General features: G+C 27.9%; 13 protein-coding genes. 5 read left to right on the top strand and 8 right to left on the bottom strand.

Annotated elements, in window-relative coordinates:
* Positions 1 to 2 precede the first annotated feature (2 nt).
* The 4 genes from Q1J48_RS03135 to Q1J48_RS03120 are packed head-to-tail and all read left to right on the top strand — an operon-like array spanning position 3 to position 3762.
* Positions 3 to 854 (top strand): KH domain-containing protein, encoded by an 852-nt coding sequence (locus tag Q1J48_RS03135; protein ID WP_300361149.1) that lies wholly within the window; start codon positions 3 to 5, stop codon positions 852 to 854.
* A complete protein-coding gene (locus Q1J48_RS03130) occupies positions 847 to 1269 on the top strand; it encodes a phosphohydrolase (RefSeq protein ID WP_300361146.1) in 423 nt (140 codons plus the stop codon). The genes Q1J48_RS03135 and Q1J48_RS03130 overlap by 8 nt, the downstream gene beginning before the upstream one ends.
* A gap of 18 nt (positions 1270 to 1287) precedes the next feature.
* Entirely contained in the window at positions 1288 to 3069 is a 1782-nt protein-coding gene (locus Q1J48_RS03125) for a TIGR03960 family B12-binding radical SAM protein (RefSeq protein ID WP_300361143.1), read from the top strand.
* Positions 3070 to 3087: 18 nt separating this feature from the next.
* Positions 3088 to 3762 carry a uracil-DNA glycosylase gene (locus Q1J48_RS03120; RefSeq protein WP_300329721.1) on the top strand — a complete coding sequence of 225 codons (675 nt, stop codon included), beginning with the start codon at positions 3088 to 3090 and terminating at the stop codon, positions 3760 to 3762.
* A gap of 238 nt (positions 3763 to 4000) precedes the next feature.
* Here Q1J48_RS03120 and Q1J48_RS03115 read toward each other — a convergent pair whose 3' ends face one another.
* Together Q1J48_RS03115 and Q1J48_RS03110 are read right to left on the bottom strand one after the other, a co-directional pair.
* Positions 4001 to 4672: a hypothetical protein gene (locus tag Q1J48_RS03115; RefSeq protein WP_300329724.1), complete on the bottom strand. Its 672-nt coding sequence runs from the start codon at positions 4670 to 4672 to the stop codon at positions 4001 to 4003.
* A 56-nt stretch (positions 4673 to 4728) separates the two neighbouring features.
* Complete coding sequence (locus Q1J48_RS03110; protein WP_300361140.1) at positions 4729 to 5535, bottom strand: Cof-type HAD-IIB family hydrolase; 807 nt, start codon at positions 5533 to 5535, stop codon at positions 4729 to 4731.
* Positions 5536 to 5751: 216 nt separating this feature from the next.
* On the opposite strand from Q1J48_RS03110, the gene Q1J48_RS03105 reads away from it, so the two are divergent.
* Positions 5752 to 5916 carry a hypothetical protein gene (locus Q1J48_RS03105; protein WP_300329728.1) on the top strand — a complete coding sequence of 55 codons (165 nt, stop codon included), beginning with the start codon at positions 5752 to 5754 and terminating at the stop codon, positions 5914 to 5916.
* A 40-nt stretch (positions 5917 to 5956) separates the two neighbouring features.
* Here the strand turns inward: Q1J48_RS03105 and Q1J48_RS03100 are convergent, their stop codons facing one another.
* The 6 genes from Q1J48_RS03100 to Q1J48_RS03075 form a co-directional block, all read right to left on the bottom strand.
* Positions 5957 to 7150, bottom strand: coding sequence for a coenzyme F420-0:L-glutamate ligase (locus Q1J48_RS03100; RefSeq protein WP_300329730.1), 1194 nt, complete (start codon positions 7148 to 7150; stop codon positions 5957 to 5959).
* Positions 7151 to 7341: 191 nt separating this feature from the next.
* Positions 7342 to 9411, bottom strand: a complete 2070-nt coding sequence (glyS, locus tag Q1J48_RS03095) for a glycine--tRNA ligase subunit beta (protein WP_300361137.1) — start codon at positions 9409 to 9411, stop codon at positions 7342 to 7344.
* A gap of 44 nt (positions 9412 to 9455) precedes the next feature.
* Positions 9456 to 10331 (bottom strand): glycine--tRNA ligase subunit alpha, encoded by an 876-nt coding sequence (gene glyQ / locus Q1J48_RS03090; protein ID WP_300329736.1) that lies wholly within the window; start codon positions 10329 to 10331, stop codon positions 9456 to 9458.
* Positions 10332 to 10362: 31 nt separating this feature from the next.
* The gene (gene lspA, locus Q1J48_RS03085; protein WP_498040966.1) at positions 10363 to 10824 is read right to left on the bottom strand and encodes a signal peptidase II; all 462 of its coding nucleotides are present in this window, start codon (positions 10822 to 10824) and stop codon (positions 10363 to 10365) included.
* Positions 10825 to 10837: 13 nt separating this feature from the next.
* Positions 10838 to 13615: an isoleucine--tRNA ligase gene (gene ileS / locus Q1J48_RS03080; protein ID WP_300361131.1), complete on the bottom strand. Its 2778-nt coding sequence runs from the start codon at positions 13613 to 13615 to the stop codon at positions 10838 to 10840.
* Between the two features lie 2 nt (positions 13616 to 13617).
* Entirely contained in the window at positions 13618 to 16017 is a 2400-nt protein-coding gene (locus tag Q1J48_RS03075) for an ATP-binding protein (RefSeq protein WP_300329742.1), read from the bottom strand.
* Between the last annotated feature and the right edge of the window lie 25 nt (positions 16018 to 16042).

Here is a 16042-nt window from a genome sequence, read left to right as displayed (position 1 = left end):
ATATGGATATAAGATCTTTAGAAAAAACTAATAAAATAGGTTATATCTTTGATATATTTTATAATGGAAAATACTTTGATTCCTTTGATGAAATCAAAAATAAAGAAACTGTAAAAGGTAAATTTAAAACTATTATGAATTCCTTAGGTTTTACTTGGGCTAAAGGGATTCAACAAGGAGGAAGAACAGATGCTAAAGTTTCCGGAAGTAATTGTCTTTATGTTAGTAGTACTTTCAACAGAAATATTCAGAAAATAATTGATGAATTTAATATCTTAGCTGAAGGAAAGATGAAAATAACTCGTTATAGAAAAACATTTCCAAACCTTTCCTTTCCAGACTATGTGGAACAAAGAAAATATATTTATAAGTATCCTGAAAAACTAATAACTTCTTCTAAAGAGGAGATAGAAAAGCTTTGTAAAGAGCTTAGCGGGACTTATGATGTAAGTGTATTTTCTGATTCTAAGGGAGAGAAATTAAAAGAACATATAAGAACTGTTAACATTTCTTTTGAAAATAATGCTTTAACTTTTTTAGGAAATTCTTTTATGCCAAAACAAGTTAGAATAACAAGTGGTTATATCCTGACTGGAGAGAAAACTCCACTTCCTGGAAAATATCTAACTCTTGAAAGTGTTATTTTAAAAAAAGAGCTTCTCGATAATATTTTTGTTGAAGATGATTCTTTAAAAATTGAAAATGTTATTAAGATAGAAAAAAATATAGCCAATAATATCCATATACTTTATGTGGATCCTTTAAAAAGAGGAGAGGTTATTGGTAAAAGAGGAAGTAATATAAAAAAATTAAGACAACAGCTTGGAAATATTATAGTGAGAGATTATGATTAAATCTAGAATTAAACAAGTTTACACATATATTTTTTGCAGTTATTCTGATGAGTTTGATTTATTGGTAAAAAATATATTGACTGATGAAGAATTTAAAATTTTTAATGAAATGAGTGAATATGACAAACTTCACTCTTTTAATTTATATAAATTAGTTAAAGAGAATAAAACTCTTTCCACTGATATAAATTATTTAAAACTTGCTCTACTACATGATTGTGGAAAGGAAAACTTTTCACTTTTAAGAAGGATAAAAAAAGTTTTAATCGGTGATAAAAAAATAGAAAATCACCCAAGTCTAGCTTATAAAAAGCTTGAAAATATAAATAAAATTGTTGGAGAATTAGCTTTAAAACACCATCTTCCACCTTTTGATGAAAAGATGAAAATTTTTCAACAATTAGATGATAAATAAAATTTAAAGAGGTAATTAATGAAAGTAAATATAAACGAATATCTTTTATCTGTTGAGAAACCTGCTCAATATCTTGGAAATGAAATCAATAGTTGTCATAAGGAAAAATGGACTAGCAATATGTGTTTAGTTTTCCCAGATATTTATGAGGTAGGTATGTCTAACCTTGGTATAAAAATTCTTTACACTCTTATGAATAAAGTTCCTAACTTTTATTTAGAAAGAGCTTTTATGCCTATGGATGATATGGAAGAAATTATGAGAACAAACAATATTCCTATGTTCTCTCTTGAAACTAAAAGTGAATTAAAAGATTTTGACGTGGTTGGATTCTCTCTTTCTTATGAGATGTGCTATCCTAATATGTTAAACGCTCTTTCTTTAGCTGGTATTCCAATAAGAAGAGAGGATAGAGGAGAAAATGATCCTCTTGTTATGGCTGGAGGTACTTGTGTTATGAACCCAGCTCCACTTAAAAAGTTTGTTGACTTTTTAATGGTTGGTGATGGTGAAGAAAATATGCCTGAACTTGCAAGAATACTTGTTGAAACAAAAGGAAAGTCAAAGGCTGAAAAATTACAAGCTCTTTCAAAAATAGAGGGAATTTATATCCCTTCTCTTCATGATGAAAATCAAAAAATAAAAAGAGCCATTGTTCAAGATTTAAATAAATGTGACCTATATGATGAGCAACTTATACCTTATATGGCTATTGTTCATGACAGAGCTACAGCTGAAATCCAAAGAGGTTGCACAAGAGGTTGTAGGTTCTGCCAAGCTGGGATAGTTTATAGACCTGTTAGAGAGCGTAGTCTTGAAAAAAATATTGAACTTGTTTCTAAATTAATAGAAAATACAGGACACTCTGAAATTTCACTTTCATCTTTAAGTAGTAGTGACTATACAAATATAGATTCTCTTATTGAAGCTATAAAGTCAAAATATTCTTCTGACAGTGTTGGAGTTTCTCTTCCATCACTTAGAATGAATACTCACTCTGTTGAAGTTGCTGAAATTATCAGTGGAGGAAAAAGAACAGGATTTACTTTTGCCCCAGAAGCTGGTAGCCAAAGAATGAGAGATATTATAAATAAAGGTGTTACTGAACAACAAATAATGGATACTGCTGAAGCTGCTGTTAAAGCTGGTTGGATGTCTTTAAAATTCTATTTTATGATAGGACTTCCTTTTGAAACAATGGAAGATGTTCAAGGAATTTATGAGCTCGTTAAAAAAGTTTCTATTATGTGTAGAAAAATTGATAAGAGAATAAATATAACTGCCAGTGTTTCTAACTTTGTTCCAAAGCCTCATACCCCATTTGAATGGTGTAAACAGATGTCTATGGATGAAATGGTTGAAAAGCATTCTTTCTTAAGAGAACTTTTCTCAGGATTAAAAGGAGCAGCTTTAAAAATTCACCCACCTAAGAAATCTTTACTTGAGGGACTTATTTCAAGAGGAGATGAAAGAACTGGAGATTTAATAGAACTTGCATTTAAAAAAGGTGTTAAACTTGATGATTATAGAGATAACTATAATCTTTGGATGGAAGCACTTTCTGAACTTGGAATGGATGTAAACTATTATTTAGGTGAAAGAGATTTTGATGCAACTCTTCCTTGGGATATTATAGATATTGGAGTATCTAAAGAATTTTTAAAGAGAGAATACCATTTAGCTGAAAAACAATCTCTTTCTCATGATTGTAGACTTGGTTGTCTTGGTTGTGGAATGAAAAATAGAATCCCACAATGTGGTTCTATTGTTGATAGCAAAAAAGATTTTTGTGCAAAATAATTAAGAGGTGATTAGCTCATGATAAATATTGGAAATGATTGGGACGAACTATTAAAACCTGAATTTGATAAAGAATATTATCAAGAATTAAGAAAATTTTTAGTCAATGAATATAAGACTCAAAAAATTCATCCAGATATGGACGAAATTTTTTCTGCTCTAAAACTTTCGAGTTATAAAGATACAAAAATTTTATTACTTGGTCAAGATCCATATCATGGAGAGGGGCAAGCTCATGGATTAGCTTTTTCTGTTAAACCGGGAATAACTCCTCCACCATCTCTAAAAAATATGTATAAAGAGATTGAAAGTGAACTTGGAATAAAACCACCAAACAACGGATATTTAGTTTCTTGGGCTAAACAAGGTATACTTATGATAAATACTGTTCTAACTGTTAGAGATGGACTTGCTAACTCTCACAAGGGAAGAGGTTGGGAAATTTTTACTGATAGAATTATTGAGCTTTTAAATGAAAAAGATGAACCTGTAATATTTATTCTTTGGGGAAATAATGCAAAAACTAAAAAAAAATTAATAACAAATAAAAATCATTTTATAATTGAAGGGGTACATCCTAGCCCTCTTTCTGCCAGTCGTGGATTTTTTGGTTGTGGGCATTTTAAAAAGGTTAATGAAATTTTAAAATCTCTTGGAAAAAAAGAAATTGACTGGAGTATTCCAAATTTATAATTAAAGGGGGACAGTTATGAATAATAAAATCTTATTAATTATGAACATTGTTTTATTTCCAATTACTCTTGGAATTATATTTTGGTTTCTTACAAAAAGGAAAAAATAATTAGATTACACCTTTAATGGTGTAATTTTTTTATTTTAATCTTTTTATTTTTAATTCCCATTTAATTTATAATTCTTAGACAATAATAAAAGAGGAGAAAATTATAAATCTCTCCTCTTTTTTATCATTTTATATTACTTCTTTCCAAAACTTTTTATTTCCTCTGAAAATATCCCTTCTATAAATTAATAGAATAGCTATATAATACATTAAACTTTTCTTGTAATCCTTAAAATATTTGTCTAAATTTAATGGCTCTTTTGTAAATCTCTGTAATCTTAATATATCTTTATAAAGTCCTAATTTGCTAAAAAATGATCTCCTAAACTTACTATCGATCATTACCATTCCAGAATAAGTTTTCACAAAATTTTCTGGTTTACAATCACCATGATAGTGTTTTAATTTATGAAGCTTTAATAAAGTTTTCATAATCTCTTCATAATCTTTAGCAGTCTTAGGCTCCTCACCTTTTATATAATCAGTTATATATATCATTTCTGACTTAAAAAGTCCTAGTTTTTTTTCTATTATAACTTTTATATTATATGTATTATAAAATCCTTTTGAATTTAAATCTTTTATATTCTTATACATCATTTTTATATTATTATTTAAACCAAAGAAGTTCTTAGAAATCTCTCTTTTTACTACATATTCTTTTCCATCAATATTTACTAAGGTAACTTCTCTATTGTATTTTTTAGTAAGAACAGCTTCTTTGATATATTTATTTTCTAATAATTTACTTAAAATATTTTTATTCTCTTCAGTTTCATCATAAAAAATCTTAAATTCCATAACTCTCTCCCCTCTATTATAAAATATAAATTTTTTATTTAAACAAAAATCCATTCTTAATTAAAAATTTTTTCTAAATATTTTGCTTCAGCATCTTCATCATTAGTACCAATTACTTCTAAATTTGGTAACGCTTTTTTTAATTTTTCACTAGCATTTCCCATTATCAATCCTTTTCCAACTGTACTTAGCATCTCTGCATCATTTAATCCATCTCCAAAAGCTATAACCTCTGAAAGATCTATTCCCTCTTCATCCAATATCTCTTTTAAAGTTTTCCCTTTTGTAGTATTCTTTTTCATTATCTCCAAACAAATATCCAATGATGCTGTTATTTCTATATTTTCTGCTAAAAATTTATTATTTTTAATTTCTTTCTCTAAATCCTCAATCTTTTTAGGATCTCTTGCTATATAACAAAATTTTAAAATATCATCTCTTTTAAAATTTTTAAAATCTACAACTTCTGGAGCAAATCCAGAATCCTTATGATATTCCTTAAATTCTGGTAATAATTTATCTACACACCACCCATTACTTGTAAAAACATTCACTGATATATCCTTATCTATATCCAATTTTAAAATACCATCTATATATTCTTTTTCAAGATAGTGTTCTGTTAAAATTTTTCCAGTATTTGTGTGAGCATTAGCTCCGTTTGAAGATATTAAATAAGTTTCTGATTCAAGTTGTTTCATAAAACAAGAGGCATCTATATAATGTCTTCCTGTTGCAATTATAAATTTTACACCCTTAGTTTTTATAATATTTTTTATAACTTCTTTTGTATATTCTGAAATTCTATGATTTGAATTTAATAGAGTTCCATCTAAATCACTTATTATTGCTTTATATTTCACTTTCCCTCCTAATTTTAAATTTGATAAAATTTCTTTATATATGATATAATAATATAAAAAAGAAAGGAGGATATTATGGCAGAGATTAGTATTAATAAAAAAATAATTAACCATATTAAAGAAAATAATTTAATTGGTATCGCTTTAAAAAGAGAATCTTTAAACTTTGGCTGAGCTGGATGTCGTGATGTAATTCAGGGTGAATTCATAAAAGATATGACTCAAATAGAAGCTAAAACTCTTGAATATGATATTCAAGAAATTGAAGGAATAAAAGTGTTTATTCCAACTTATTTAAAAAATTTAAAAACAATAAATATTAAATCAAATTTCTTTAGCCTATTTGCTAAAAAAATGATAATTGATATTGAAGCTGAATAAATTTTTAGAGGATAATCTTAGATTATCCTCTAATTTTTAATTAGTCATCTATGTAGTTATCAAAGTAACCTTGAATTAATATAATTGGTGTTCCTTTATCTCCACTTCCTGAAGTTAAGTCACAAAGTGATCCGATAAGGTCAGTTAATCTTCTTGGAGTAGTTCCTTGAGTTATCATTTGTCCTTTTAAATCAGAATCTTTACTTTTTATTGCTTCTGCAACAGCTTTATTTAATTCTTCACCTTTAAGATCAGCAAGATCATTATCAGCTAAGTATTTTAATTTTATTTCGTTTGGTGTTCCTTCTAATCCATCTGTATATCCAGGAGATACTACTGGGTCAGCAAGTTCCCATATTTTTCCAACTGGATCTTTGAAAGCTCCGTCTCCATATACCATAACTTCTATATTTTTTCCTGTAGCTTCTTTTAACATAGATTGGATTTTTACAACTATATCTTTACAGTTACGAGGGAATAATTTTACTGTATCTTCAGTAGCTTTATTAGATCCTAATAATCCATAAGCTTCATTATATCCACTTCCATTAACAGATGCTGTTAATATTTCGTCCATTCCATAAACTATTTTAGCTCCAGCATTTTTTAATAATTTTTTAGTTCTCATACGAGTATGAATATCACAGTTTAATACACAGTCAGTATATTTTAAGATAGCTGTTGGATTGTTTGCAAAAATAACTTCTACTTCTGCTCCTTGCTCTCTGATTAATTCTGAATAGTATTCGATATAATTTACTCCAGTGAAAACGTGGATTGGATTTCCAAATTTTTCAGTGAATTCTTTTTCTGTAAGAACATCTGTCCAAGGATTTACCCCTTTTTCATCTAATAAATCATAATCTATAAAGTGATTTCCTACTTCGTCTGAAGGGTAGCTAAACATTAAAACTATTTTTTTAGCTCCTCTTGCAATTCCTTTTAAACAAACAGAAAATCTGTTACGGCTTAGAATAGGGAACATTACTCCTATTGTATTTTCTCCATATTTAGCCTTTACATCAGCAGCGATATCATCTATGCTAGCATAGTTTCCTTGTGCTCTTGCAACAATTGATTCTGTTATTGCTACAACATCTTTATCTCTTAAAGCTATATTTTCACTTTTTGTAGCTGCTAAAACTGCATCTACTGTAAAAGTAGTTATATCGTCACCACTATGTATAATTGGTGCACGAAGTCCTCTTGAAATAGTACCTACTAATCTTCCCATATTTTTTCTCCTTTAACATAAGTTTTTCTATTAACGTTTAATTATAATATTTTTTAAAGCATTTGTCAATAAAAAAATATTAACTAACAACTTGCATTTTTTCTTTCAAGATATTTTATTTTAAAAATAAGAGAGAGCTATCTTGTGATAGCTCTCTCCCTAAAGTGTTAAAAGGTTATAAACTATCCCTTTTATCCTTCTATACAGTTTAAATCAGCCATTTTTTCATAAATATCATCTAATCTCTTCATTTGAGATAATCTGTTATTTTTAATAGCTTCATCTTTATCATTAATCATTACTGTATTAAAGTAATTATTAATAATTTCTTCTCCCTCTACTATTGCTCCTAAATATCCTTTATAATCTTTTTCAGAAAGTAATTTTTCAGTTGCTTTATCTAGATCTTCAACATAAGAGTATAATGCTTTTTCAGCATCCTCTTTAAATAAATCAGAACTTATAGCTATGTCTTTATGATCTTTAACTATATTTCCAACTCTTTTTATAATTCCTATAAGTTTTTTGAAGTTTTCCTCTTGAACAGCTTCACCTAAAACTTCTATTTCAGCCTTAGTTTCAATTACATTATCCCAAGATTTTTCAACAACAGCAGAAATTATATCTCTTCTATATCCTAAATCTGTAAACACATTGATTACTCTTTGTTTTAAGAATTCTAGAACTTCTTTTTTTAGTTGAGCTTCATCTTTCTTTAATACTCCATCTTCTCTTAAAACTTCTATACTCTTATCAACTAAAGCTTCTAATGAAAGATTTAAGTTTGAATTTATAATAACATTTACTATTCCTAATGCTGCTCTTCTTAAAGCAAATGGGTCTTTAGAACCAGTTACTTGGATTCCAACACCTAGGCATCCTACTAATGTATCTATTCTATCACAGATTCCTGTAACTATTCCCTCTTTAGTTGTTGGTAAGTTATCTCCTTTAAATCTAGGGAAATAATGTTCTTGAATTCCTAAAGAAACAGTTTCTTTTTCTCCAGATTTTAAAGCATAGTTTGCTCCCATTAATCCTTGTAATTCAGTAAATTCTTTTTCATTTATCATATTTGTAACAAGGTCTGCTTTACAAAGAGTTATAGTTCTTTGAATATCTTCTCTTTCAGCTTGATATCCTAAAGTATCTATTAAAGAATCTGCAACTTTTGAAACTCTTCTCATTTTTGCAGCTATTGTTCCTAAATCTTTTTGGAATACAACAGTTTCTAATTTTTTAACATTTTCTACTAAAGGTTGTTTTAAGTCTTCTTGATAGAAGAATCTTGCATCTGCAAGTCTAGCTGATAAAACTTTTTCATTTCCAGCTTTTACTTTATCAGAATACTCAATACCATTTCTTACAACTACAAATTTTGGTAATAATTTTCCATTTTTATCTAAAATTGGGAAATATCTTTGGTGAACTTCCATTGATATAATTAAAACTTCTTGAGGTACTTCTAAGAAATCTGAATTGAATGTTCCAACTATTGGATATGGATACTCTACTAAGTTAGTTACTTCGTTTAAAAGATTTTCATGAATTAATACAACTTCATTTTCTCCTGTACAATTCTTATCGATCATCTCTCTTATCATTCTTTTTCTTTCTTCTATATCTATGATAACATTGTTTTCTCTTATTTTAGCAAAATAATCATCTACACTAGAAACAGTAAATCTTTGTCCAAAGAATCTATGTCCTCTTGATTCTAATCCACTTTCTATTCCTTCGATTTCAAATTTTACTAATTCGTTATCAACAACTGCTAAGAACCATTGAATTGGTCTTGCAAATCTGAATTTTCTATCTCCCCATTTCATTGATTTTGGGAATTCTAATTCTAATACAAGATTTTTTAATATATCTGATAATAAAGATTTTGTAGCTACCCCTTCAGAGAATTTTCTAACAGCTATATATTCTCCTTTTGGTGTATCTATTATTTCTAAATCTTTAGCTTCTACTCCTTGAGATTTAGCAAATCCAAGACCTGCTTTTGAAATCATTCCATCTTCACCATAAGCAACTCTTTTTGCTGGTCCCATATTTAACTCATTTAAGTCATTTTGTTTTTCAGCTAATCCCTCTACTAAGATTACTAATCTTCTTGGAGTTCCAAAAGTTTTTATACTATCAAAATCTATTCTTTCATCTTTTAATTTTTTTGTTAAATTATTTTTTAAATCATTTAAGGCATTTACTAAAAATCTTGCTGGATTTTCTTCCATTCCTATTTCAAATAACAACTTCATATTTTTTTCTCCTTTTTCACTAATTTAATTTCCAATTATTAAAATTATATTTTTTTCTTTAATAAAGGATATCCTAAGTTCTTTCTATTTTCTACATAAATTTCAGCACATTTTTTTGCTAATTCTCTTACTCTTAAAATATATGCCATTCTTTCTGTTGTAGAAATAGCCCCTCTTGAATCTAGGACATTAAATGTGTGAGAACATTTTAAAACATAGTCATATGCTGGTAATACTAATCCTGCATCTAATATTTTTTTAGCTTCTGCTTCATACTCATCAAACCATCTAAAGTGAGATTCTAAACTTGCTAATTCAAAAGAATATTTTGAATTTTCATATTCATATTGATATCTCATATCTCCATATTTAACTTCTTCTGTCCAATCTAAATCATAAACATTTGATTTATTTTGAATGTAAAGAGCTATTCTTTCTAACCCATATGTGATCTCAACAGGAACTATATCAAGTTCTAGTCCTCCAACTTGTTGGAAATATGTAAATTGAGTTATTTCCATTCCGTCTAGCCATACTTCCCAACCAAGTCCCCAAGCTCCTAAAGTTGGTGATTCCCAGTCGTCCTCAACAAATCTTATATCATGTTCTTCAGGTATAATTCCTAAAAGTCTTAAACTTTCTAAGTATAATTCTTGAATATTATCTGGAGAAGGTTTCATTATAACTTGAAATTGATGATGTTGATATACTCTATTAGGATTTTCTCCATATCTTCCATCTTTTGGTCTTCTTGATGGTTCTACATATGCAGTCTTCCAAGGTTCTGGTCCTAAAGCCATTAAGAATGTATTTGGATTGAAAGTTCCTGCTCCTGTTTCAATATCATATGGATTTCCTAAAACACATCCTTTAGACCCCCAATATCTTTGAAGAGTTGTTATTATCTCTTGAAATGTCATTTTTTTCCTCCAATTTATTTATAATTATTTTTTAATTTTGAGATTTATTATTTTTTGATTTTAATAAAATTTCTATTAAGATTAAAATTACCCCAAAATTTATATACACATCAGCCATGTTAAAAACATAAGCCCAAACTCCTCTAAAATCTAACATATCCACTACATATCCTCTGAAAATTCTATCTATAATATTTCCTATGGCTCCAGCTATAATAAACATAAAAGATAGTCTTTCCAAAAAATTAGATTTTTTAAAAGTTTTAAAAAAATAAATAATAAGCATTACAATAGCTACTATGGTAACTATACTAATAATATTTATTTTTCCTTGAAAAACACCAAAAGCAATTCCACGATTTTGAACATAAGTTATATGAAAAAAATTTGAAATTACTGGTATTGTATCTCCTATAAAGAGATTATTTTCTATTTTTAATTTAGTTAGTTGGTCAAAAATGACCAAACTAACTATTCCTATTATATAATATATCATGTTGTCTACCTTATTTTAATACAGCAGCACATCTTGGACAAAGAGAAGTTTCTTCATCTAAATCTGTTGTATATTTCCAACATCTATCACATTTAACTCCATCTGCATGAAGTACTTTTACTTTTAATTCCATCTCATCATCTGCTACAAATCCTTCGTCTGCTACATCTGAATATTCTAATTGAGATATGATGAATACCATTTCAAGTAAATCTTTATTAGTATTTATAAATTCTTTTAATTCAGCGTCAGAAGTATTTAGAATTACTTTTGCATCAAGTGCATTTCCTATTATTCTATTTTCTCCTTGTCTCGCTTTTTCTAAATATTTATTTACAGATTTTCTTAACTTGATTACTGTTGACCATTTTTTGTCTAACTCTTCATTTAGATACTCATCTTTATTTTCAAACCATTTTGTTAAATGAACTGATTCAGCATCTCTATCTTGTTCTGGTAATCTATTCCAGATTTCTTCAGCTGTAAATGATAAGATTGGAGCTATCATTTTTACTAAGCAAACTAAGATTTCGTTCATAACTGTTTGAGCTGATCTTCTAGCTTTAGAATCTTCTTTTTCTGTATATAATCTATCTTTGATTATATCTAAGTAGAATGCTGACATATCAATTCCTGCAAAGTAATGAACTGATTGGAATAAGTTATAAAACTCATATTTATCATACCAAGCTGTAACATCTCTTTTTAGTACTTCTAATTTATGTAATGCCCATTTGTCAATCTCTTCTAATTCTTCATATGGAACTGAATTTACTGTTGGATCAAAGTCATAAGTATTTCCTAAAATATATCTAGCTGTATTTCTTACTCTTCTGTAAGCTTCGGCCATTTGTTTTAAAATGTTATCAGAAATTTTTACGTCGTCTCTATAATCAACAGATGCACACCAAAGTCTTAAGATATCGGCACCATAAACTTTTATTACATCATCTGGAGAAACTGTGTTTCCAATTGATTTTGACATCTTTCTTCCTTGTCCATCGTTAACAAATCCATGTGTTAAGATTTTTTTATAAGGAGCGTCAAATGTTGAACCGATTGATGTTAATAAAGAAGTTTGGAACCATCCTCTGTGTTGGTCTGATCCTTCTAAGTATAAATCAGCTGGTCTACGTAATAAGTTTCCTCTTGTTTCTAATACAGATCTATGAGAAACTCCAGAGTCAAACCAAACGTCCATTATATTTTTCTCTTTTACGATTTCTTTTCCAACTAAATCATATTTAGCTAGTAATTCATCTCCGATTAATTGTTCAGCTGAATATTTTACCCAAGCTGCTGATCCTTCTTTTTTAACTATTTCGATTACTCTATCTAATATTTCTTGATTAAATACAACTTCTTCATCTACGTAGAATACAGGAATTGGTACTCCCCAGCTTCTTTGTCTAGAGATACACCAGTCAGGTCTTCTCTCTAACATTGAACCTATTCTGTTTCTTCCCCAATCAGGTACAAACTCAACATTATCCAATGCTTTTAAAGCTCTCTCTCTTAAATCTGATCCTTCAGCCTTTACGAACCATTGTGAAGTTGCTCTTACGATTATTGGAGTTTTAGATCTCCAGTCATGTGGATATGAGTGAACAAATTCATTGTATGATAACATTATTCCTCTTTCTAATAATGTTTTACAAATAACTTTGTTTGCTTCTTCATAGAATAATCCTGCAAATTCTCCAGCCTCTTCAGTTAAAATTCCTTTGTAGTTGATTGGTGAAAGGATTGGTAAACCATATCTTACTCCTACTACATAGTCATCTTGTCCGTGTCCTGGAGCTGTATGAACACATCCTGTACCAGCATCAGCTGTTACGTGTTCTCCTAATATGATAGTTCCTGTTCTCTCGATAAATGGATGTTGATATGTAAGTTTTTCTAAATCTTGTCCTTTAAATTCTTTTATTAACTCACACTCTTTTATTCCAATTTCTCCCATAGCTCTTTCAGCTAACGCTTTAGCAAATACTAAGTTTCCTAATTCTGTTTTATAAACTCCATATTCAAATTCTGCATTTAAACAGATTCCTACGTTTGCTGGTAAAGTCCAAGGAGTTGTTGTCCAAATTACTATATATGTTTCTTCTGTCATTCCAAGTTTATCTAAAACATCTTGGTTTGCTTTCATTTTTACATAAACAGATGGAGATTTTATATCTTTGTACTCAATTTCTGCTTCAGCTAGAGCTGTTTCAGTTACTGGAGACCAGTAGATTGGTTTTGATCCTTTGAAGATATATCCATTTTTATATAACTCTCCAAATACCTCTAATTGTTTTGCTTCGTACTCTGGATTTAAAGTTAAATATGGATTATCCCAGTCTCCTAAAATTCCAAGTCTTATAAATTGTTCTTTTTGGATTCCTACCCATTTTTTAGCATATTTTGTACATTTTTCTCTTATCTCTAATGGAGACATAGTCTTCATTTTTTCTCCAAGCTCTTCACTTACTTTTAATTCAATTGGAAGACCGTGTGTATCCCATCCAGGAACATAAGGTGCATTAAATCCTCTAGCTCTTTTATATTTTAAAATTATATCTTTTAAAACCTTGTTTAATGCATGTCCAATATGGATATTTCCATTTGCATATGGTGGTCCATCGTGTAATATAAAACTAGGTTTAGTCTCATCGATGCTTTTTTCATATATTTTGTTTTTTGACCACTCTTTAATCATTAATGGTTCTTTGTTTGGTAAATTAGCTTTCATTTGAAAACTAGTTTTTGGTAGATTCAGTGTTTTTCCATAATCCTTATCTTCCATAGTTATTTCTCCTCCTTAAATATATTTAATGTTATTTTTATTTCAGTTCCCTTTTGAGGATTAGAATAAAACTTAATTACTCCTTTACAGTCTTTTATAACTCTTTCTACTAAAGGTATTCCTAATCCTGGTGTGTCACCTTTATAGGTCATAAATGGTTGAGAAATATATTTTAATTGCTCCTCATCCATCCCTATTCCATTATCTTTAATCTCTATTTTAATTTTATTTGCAATTTTATCCCTAGTTACTATAATTGTAATCTTTTTATCACTTTTTTCGTTAGCTAAAACTGCATCATAAGAATTCTTTAAAAGTTCTAAAAAAGCCCTTTTTAATCTTTCTCTATTTCCTAAAACATCTTCTGTATAACTAATAAATGATGCTATTGTTACTTTATCTTCATTTCCATCTTCTTTTAAAATTCCTCTGAATACACCTATCACTTCGACCATAAAATGTTCTATATTAACAGGTTCTAATTTTTTTCTATCAGACGGATTTGAATATTGTTTTAATATTTTATTTGAATATTTTATATTTTTAACTTTTGACTTAAATTCTTGTATCTCATTTGCTAATTCTTCTAAGTCAATATTATCTTTTTCTTGCATTAAACTAACCAATTTATTTAAAGCTTCTTCTCTGGTTGTTAAAAATCTCTCAGTTATATTATTTATTGTCCTATTTCTTTCTTCCTCTATTCTTTCTTTTTCTTCAACTTTATTTTTTAACTTAGTTGTAACATTTAGAACAAGAATTTTAATAAGCTCTATGTCCTCTTCTGTTATTTCTTTATCTTTAGTATAATAATCAAAAAGCATAACTCCAGAATAGTAATCTATATTATAAATAGGAATTGCCACAAAGTTTTTAAGTCCAATTGTATTAAAAAGATCATTTCCTAAATTGTATTTATAAGCCTTATCATTTACATAATTACTTTGTTTTTTCTTAAAAGATTCAGAAATGAAATTTTCTTCCGAGAATGGTATTTTTATTAATTTTATTACATCTTCTAACTGTGTAGTTTGAAATTCAAAACCATTTTTTCTTTCTTTTAATATATCGTTTCTTATCTCTGTTATATGATTATTCAACAAACACATTTCACCAATAAAAACATTTTTTTCACGACTATATCTAAAGAACATTCCTCTCATAAATCCTAAATCCGCTTCGGAAACAAAAGTTTTCATTATTTTTCTCACTATATTTTTTATATCACTTTCTGTCTCTAAAGATAATATTAGTTCTTCAACCGATTTCATCTTCTTTAAGTTTTCTTTTAGTTTTTTATTTCTTATCTTTAAGGTTCTTTGGTTATCCTCTAATTTTTTTAACATTCCCTTTAAAGATACTTCTAAAAGTTTAACTTCACCTATTCCGTCAAAATCTATTATAGTATTATAATTTCCATTGCTTATTTCTTCTGCAGCATTTGATATTTTATTAAGTGGTAGAAGCATACTTTTTAAAATTTTACTAAAAAAAGTAGTCGCTATTGTTACAAAAGATAATACCATAATTCCTATAAAAATAGCAATAATAATTTTAGTTTTTAAAAAATTTTCTCTAGAAATCCCTACCCCTAAGTATCCAAGTACATTTTTTTGATCAATATCATTTAAGGTACTTGTAACTATGTAGTAAGGTTTTTCGTTTATTTCTATATTTCTATAAGAATATTTATATACATTGTCACCTTGATTTTTCAATAAAAAGACTTTTTCTTTAGGTTTCTTTTTGAAATCACCATATAAATAATCTGTGCTTGATAATATGAAAATCTTATCTGAACTTGAAAGTTCTATGTATTCTCTCATATATCTTAAAATATTATTATTTAATGGTACTGATAATACTATATAACCATTATCTTTTTCCTCTTTAAACATATCATTATGAAGTATAATTCTAGAATAAAGTTCATTTCCTGATTTTACAGTATAATATTTTTTAGTTTTTATTATTCTATCAAAATCTTCAGAAGTAAAAAGTAACTCATCCTCAAAAATATTATCTCCACTATATCCTAAAATTCTTCCTTTTTTATCAAAAAGAGCTATTTCTATTTGATAGTATTTTCTAAAATCATTTCTTATTAATTCTTCTTTTAATATCCGACTAAAACTTTCATAATTTACTTTTTCTAAATTTCTACAAAAGTCTCCATTTTTTAATAAAATCTGAGTTATATCTCCCCTCATATTAAATATATAATTCATATGAGCTTTTTCCAGAATAAAAACTTTTTCTTTTGCCGTATTTAAAAGTTTAGCTTCCATATCTTGAAAAGTAATAAAAGTTATTATTGAAGCTACAACTATGGAAGACGAAATTATAGCAATATTGGTATAAAATATTATTTTAAAAACTATTGAGCTTTTGTCTATCTTCATATTTCACTCCTTGCCAATATTACCA

This window comes from Fusobacterium sp., from assembly GCF_029258315.1.
Lineage (GTDB): Bacteria > Fusobacteriota > Fusobacteriia > Fusobacteriales > Fusobacteriaceae > Fusobacterium_B.
The sequence above is the reverse complement of the archived record's forward strand: the minus strand, read 5'-3'. Positions and strand labels throughout refer to the sequence as shown.

Excerpts from the sequence above, each read along its gene's own strand:
- ileS (WP_300361131.1), bottom strand. The coding sequence starts at position 13,615 with ATGGAAGATAAGGATTATGGAAAAACACTGAATCTACCAAAAACTAGT.
- Q1J48_RS03130 (WP_300361146.1), top strand. The coding sequence starts at position 847 with ATGATTAAATCTAGAATTAAACAAGTTTACACATATATTTTTTGCAGT.
- Q1J48_RS03100 (WP_300329730.1), bottom strand. The coding sequence starts at position 7,150 with ATGGGAAGATTAGTAGGTACTATTTCAAGAGGACTTCGTGCACCAATT.
- Q1J48_RS03120 (WP_300329721.1), top strand. The coding sequence starts at position 3,088 with ATGATAAATATTGGAAATGATTGGGACGAACTATTAAAACCTGAATTT.
- Q1J48_RS03125 (WP_300361143.1), top strand. The coding sequence starts at position 1,288 with ATGAAAGTAAATATAAACGAATATCTTTTATCTGTTGAGAAACCTGCT.
- glyQ (WP_300329736.1), bottom strand. The coding sequence starts at position 10,331 with ATGACATTTCAAGAGATAATAACAACTCTTCAAAGATATTGGGGGTCT.
- Q1J48_RS03115 (WP_300329724.1), bottom strand. The coding sequence starts at position 4,672 with ATGGAATTTAAGATTTTTTATGATGAAACTGAAGAGAATAAAAATATT.
- Q1J48_RS03105 (WP_300329728.1), top strand. The coding sequence starts at position 5,752 with ATGACTCAAATAGAAGCTAAAACTCTTGAATATGATATTCAAGAAATT.
- Q1J48_RS03135 (WP_300361149.1), top strand. The coding sequence starts at position 3 with ATGGATATAAGATCTTTAGAAAAAACTAATAAAATAGGTTATATCTTT.
- Q1J48_RS03075 (WP_300329742.1), bottom strand. The coding sequence starts at position 16,017 with ATGAAGATAGACAAAAGCTCAATAGTTTTTAAAATAATATTTTATACC.
- glyS (WP_300361137.1), bottom strand. The coding sequence starts at position 9,411 with ATGAAGTTGTTATTTGAAATAGGAATGGAAGAAAATCCAGCAAGATTT.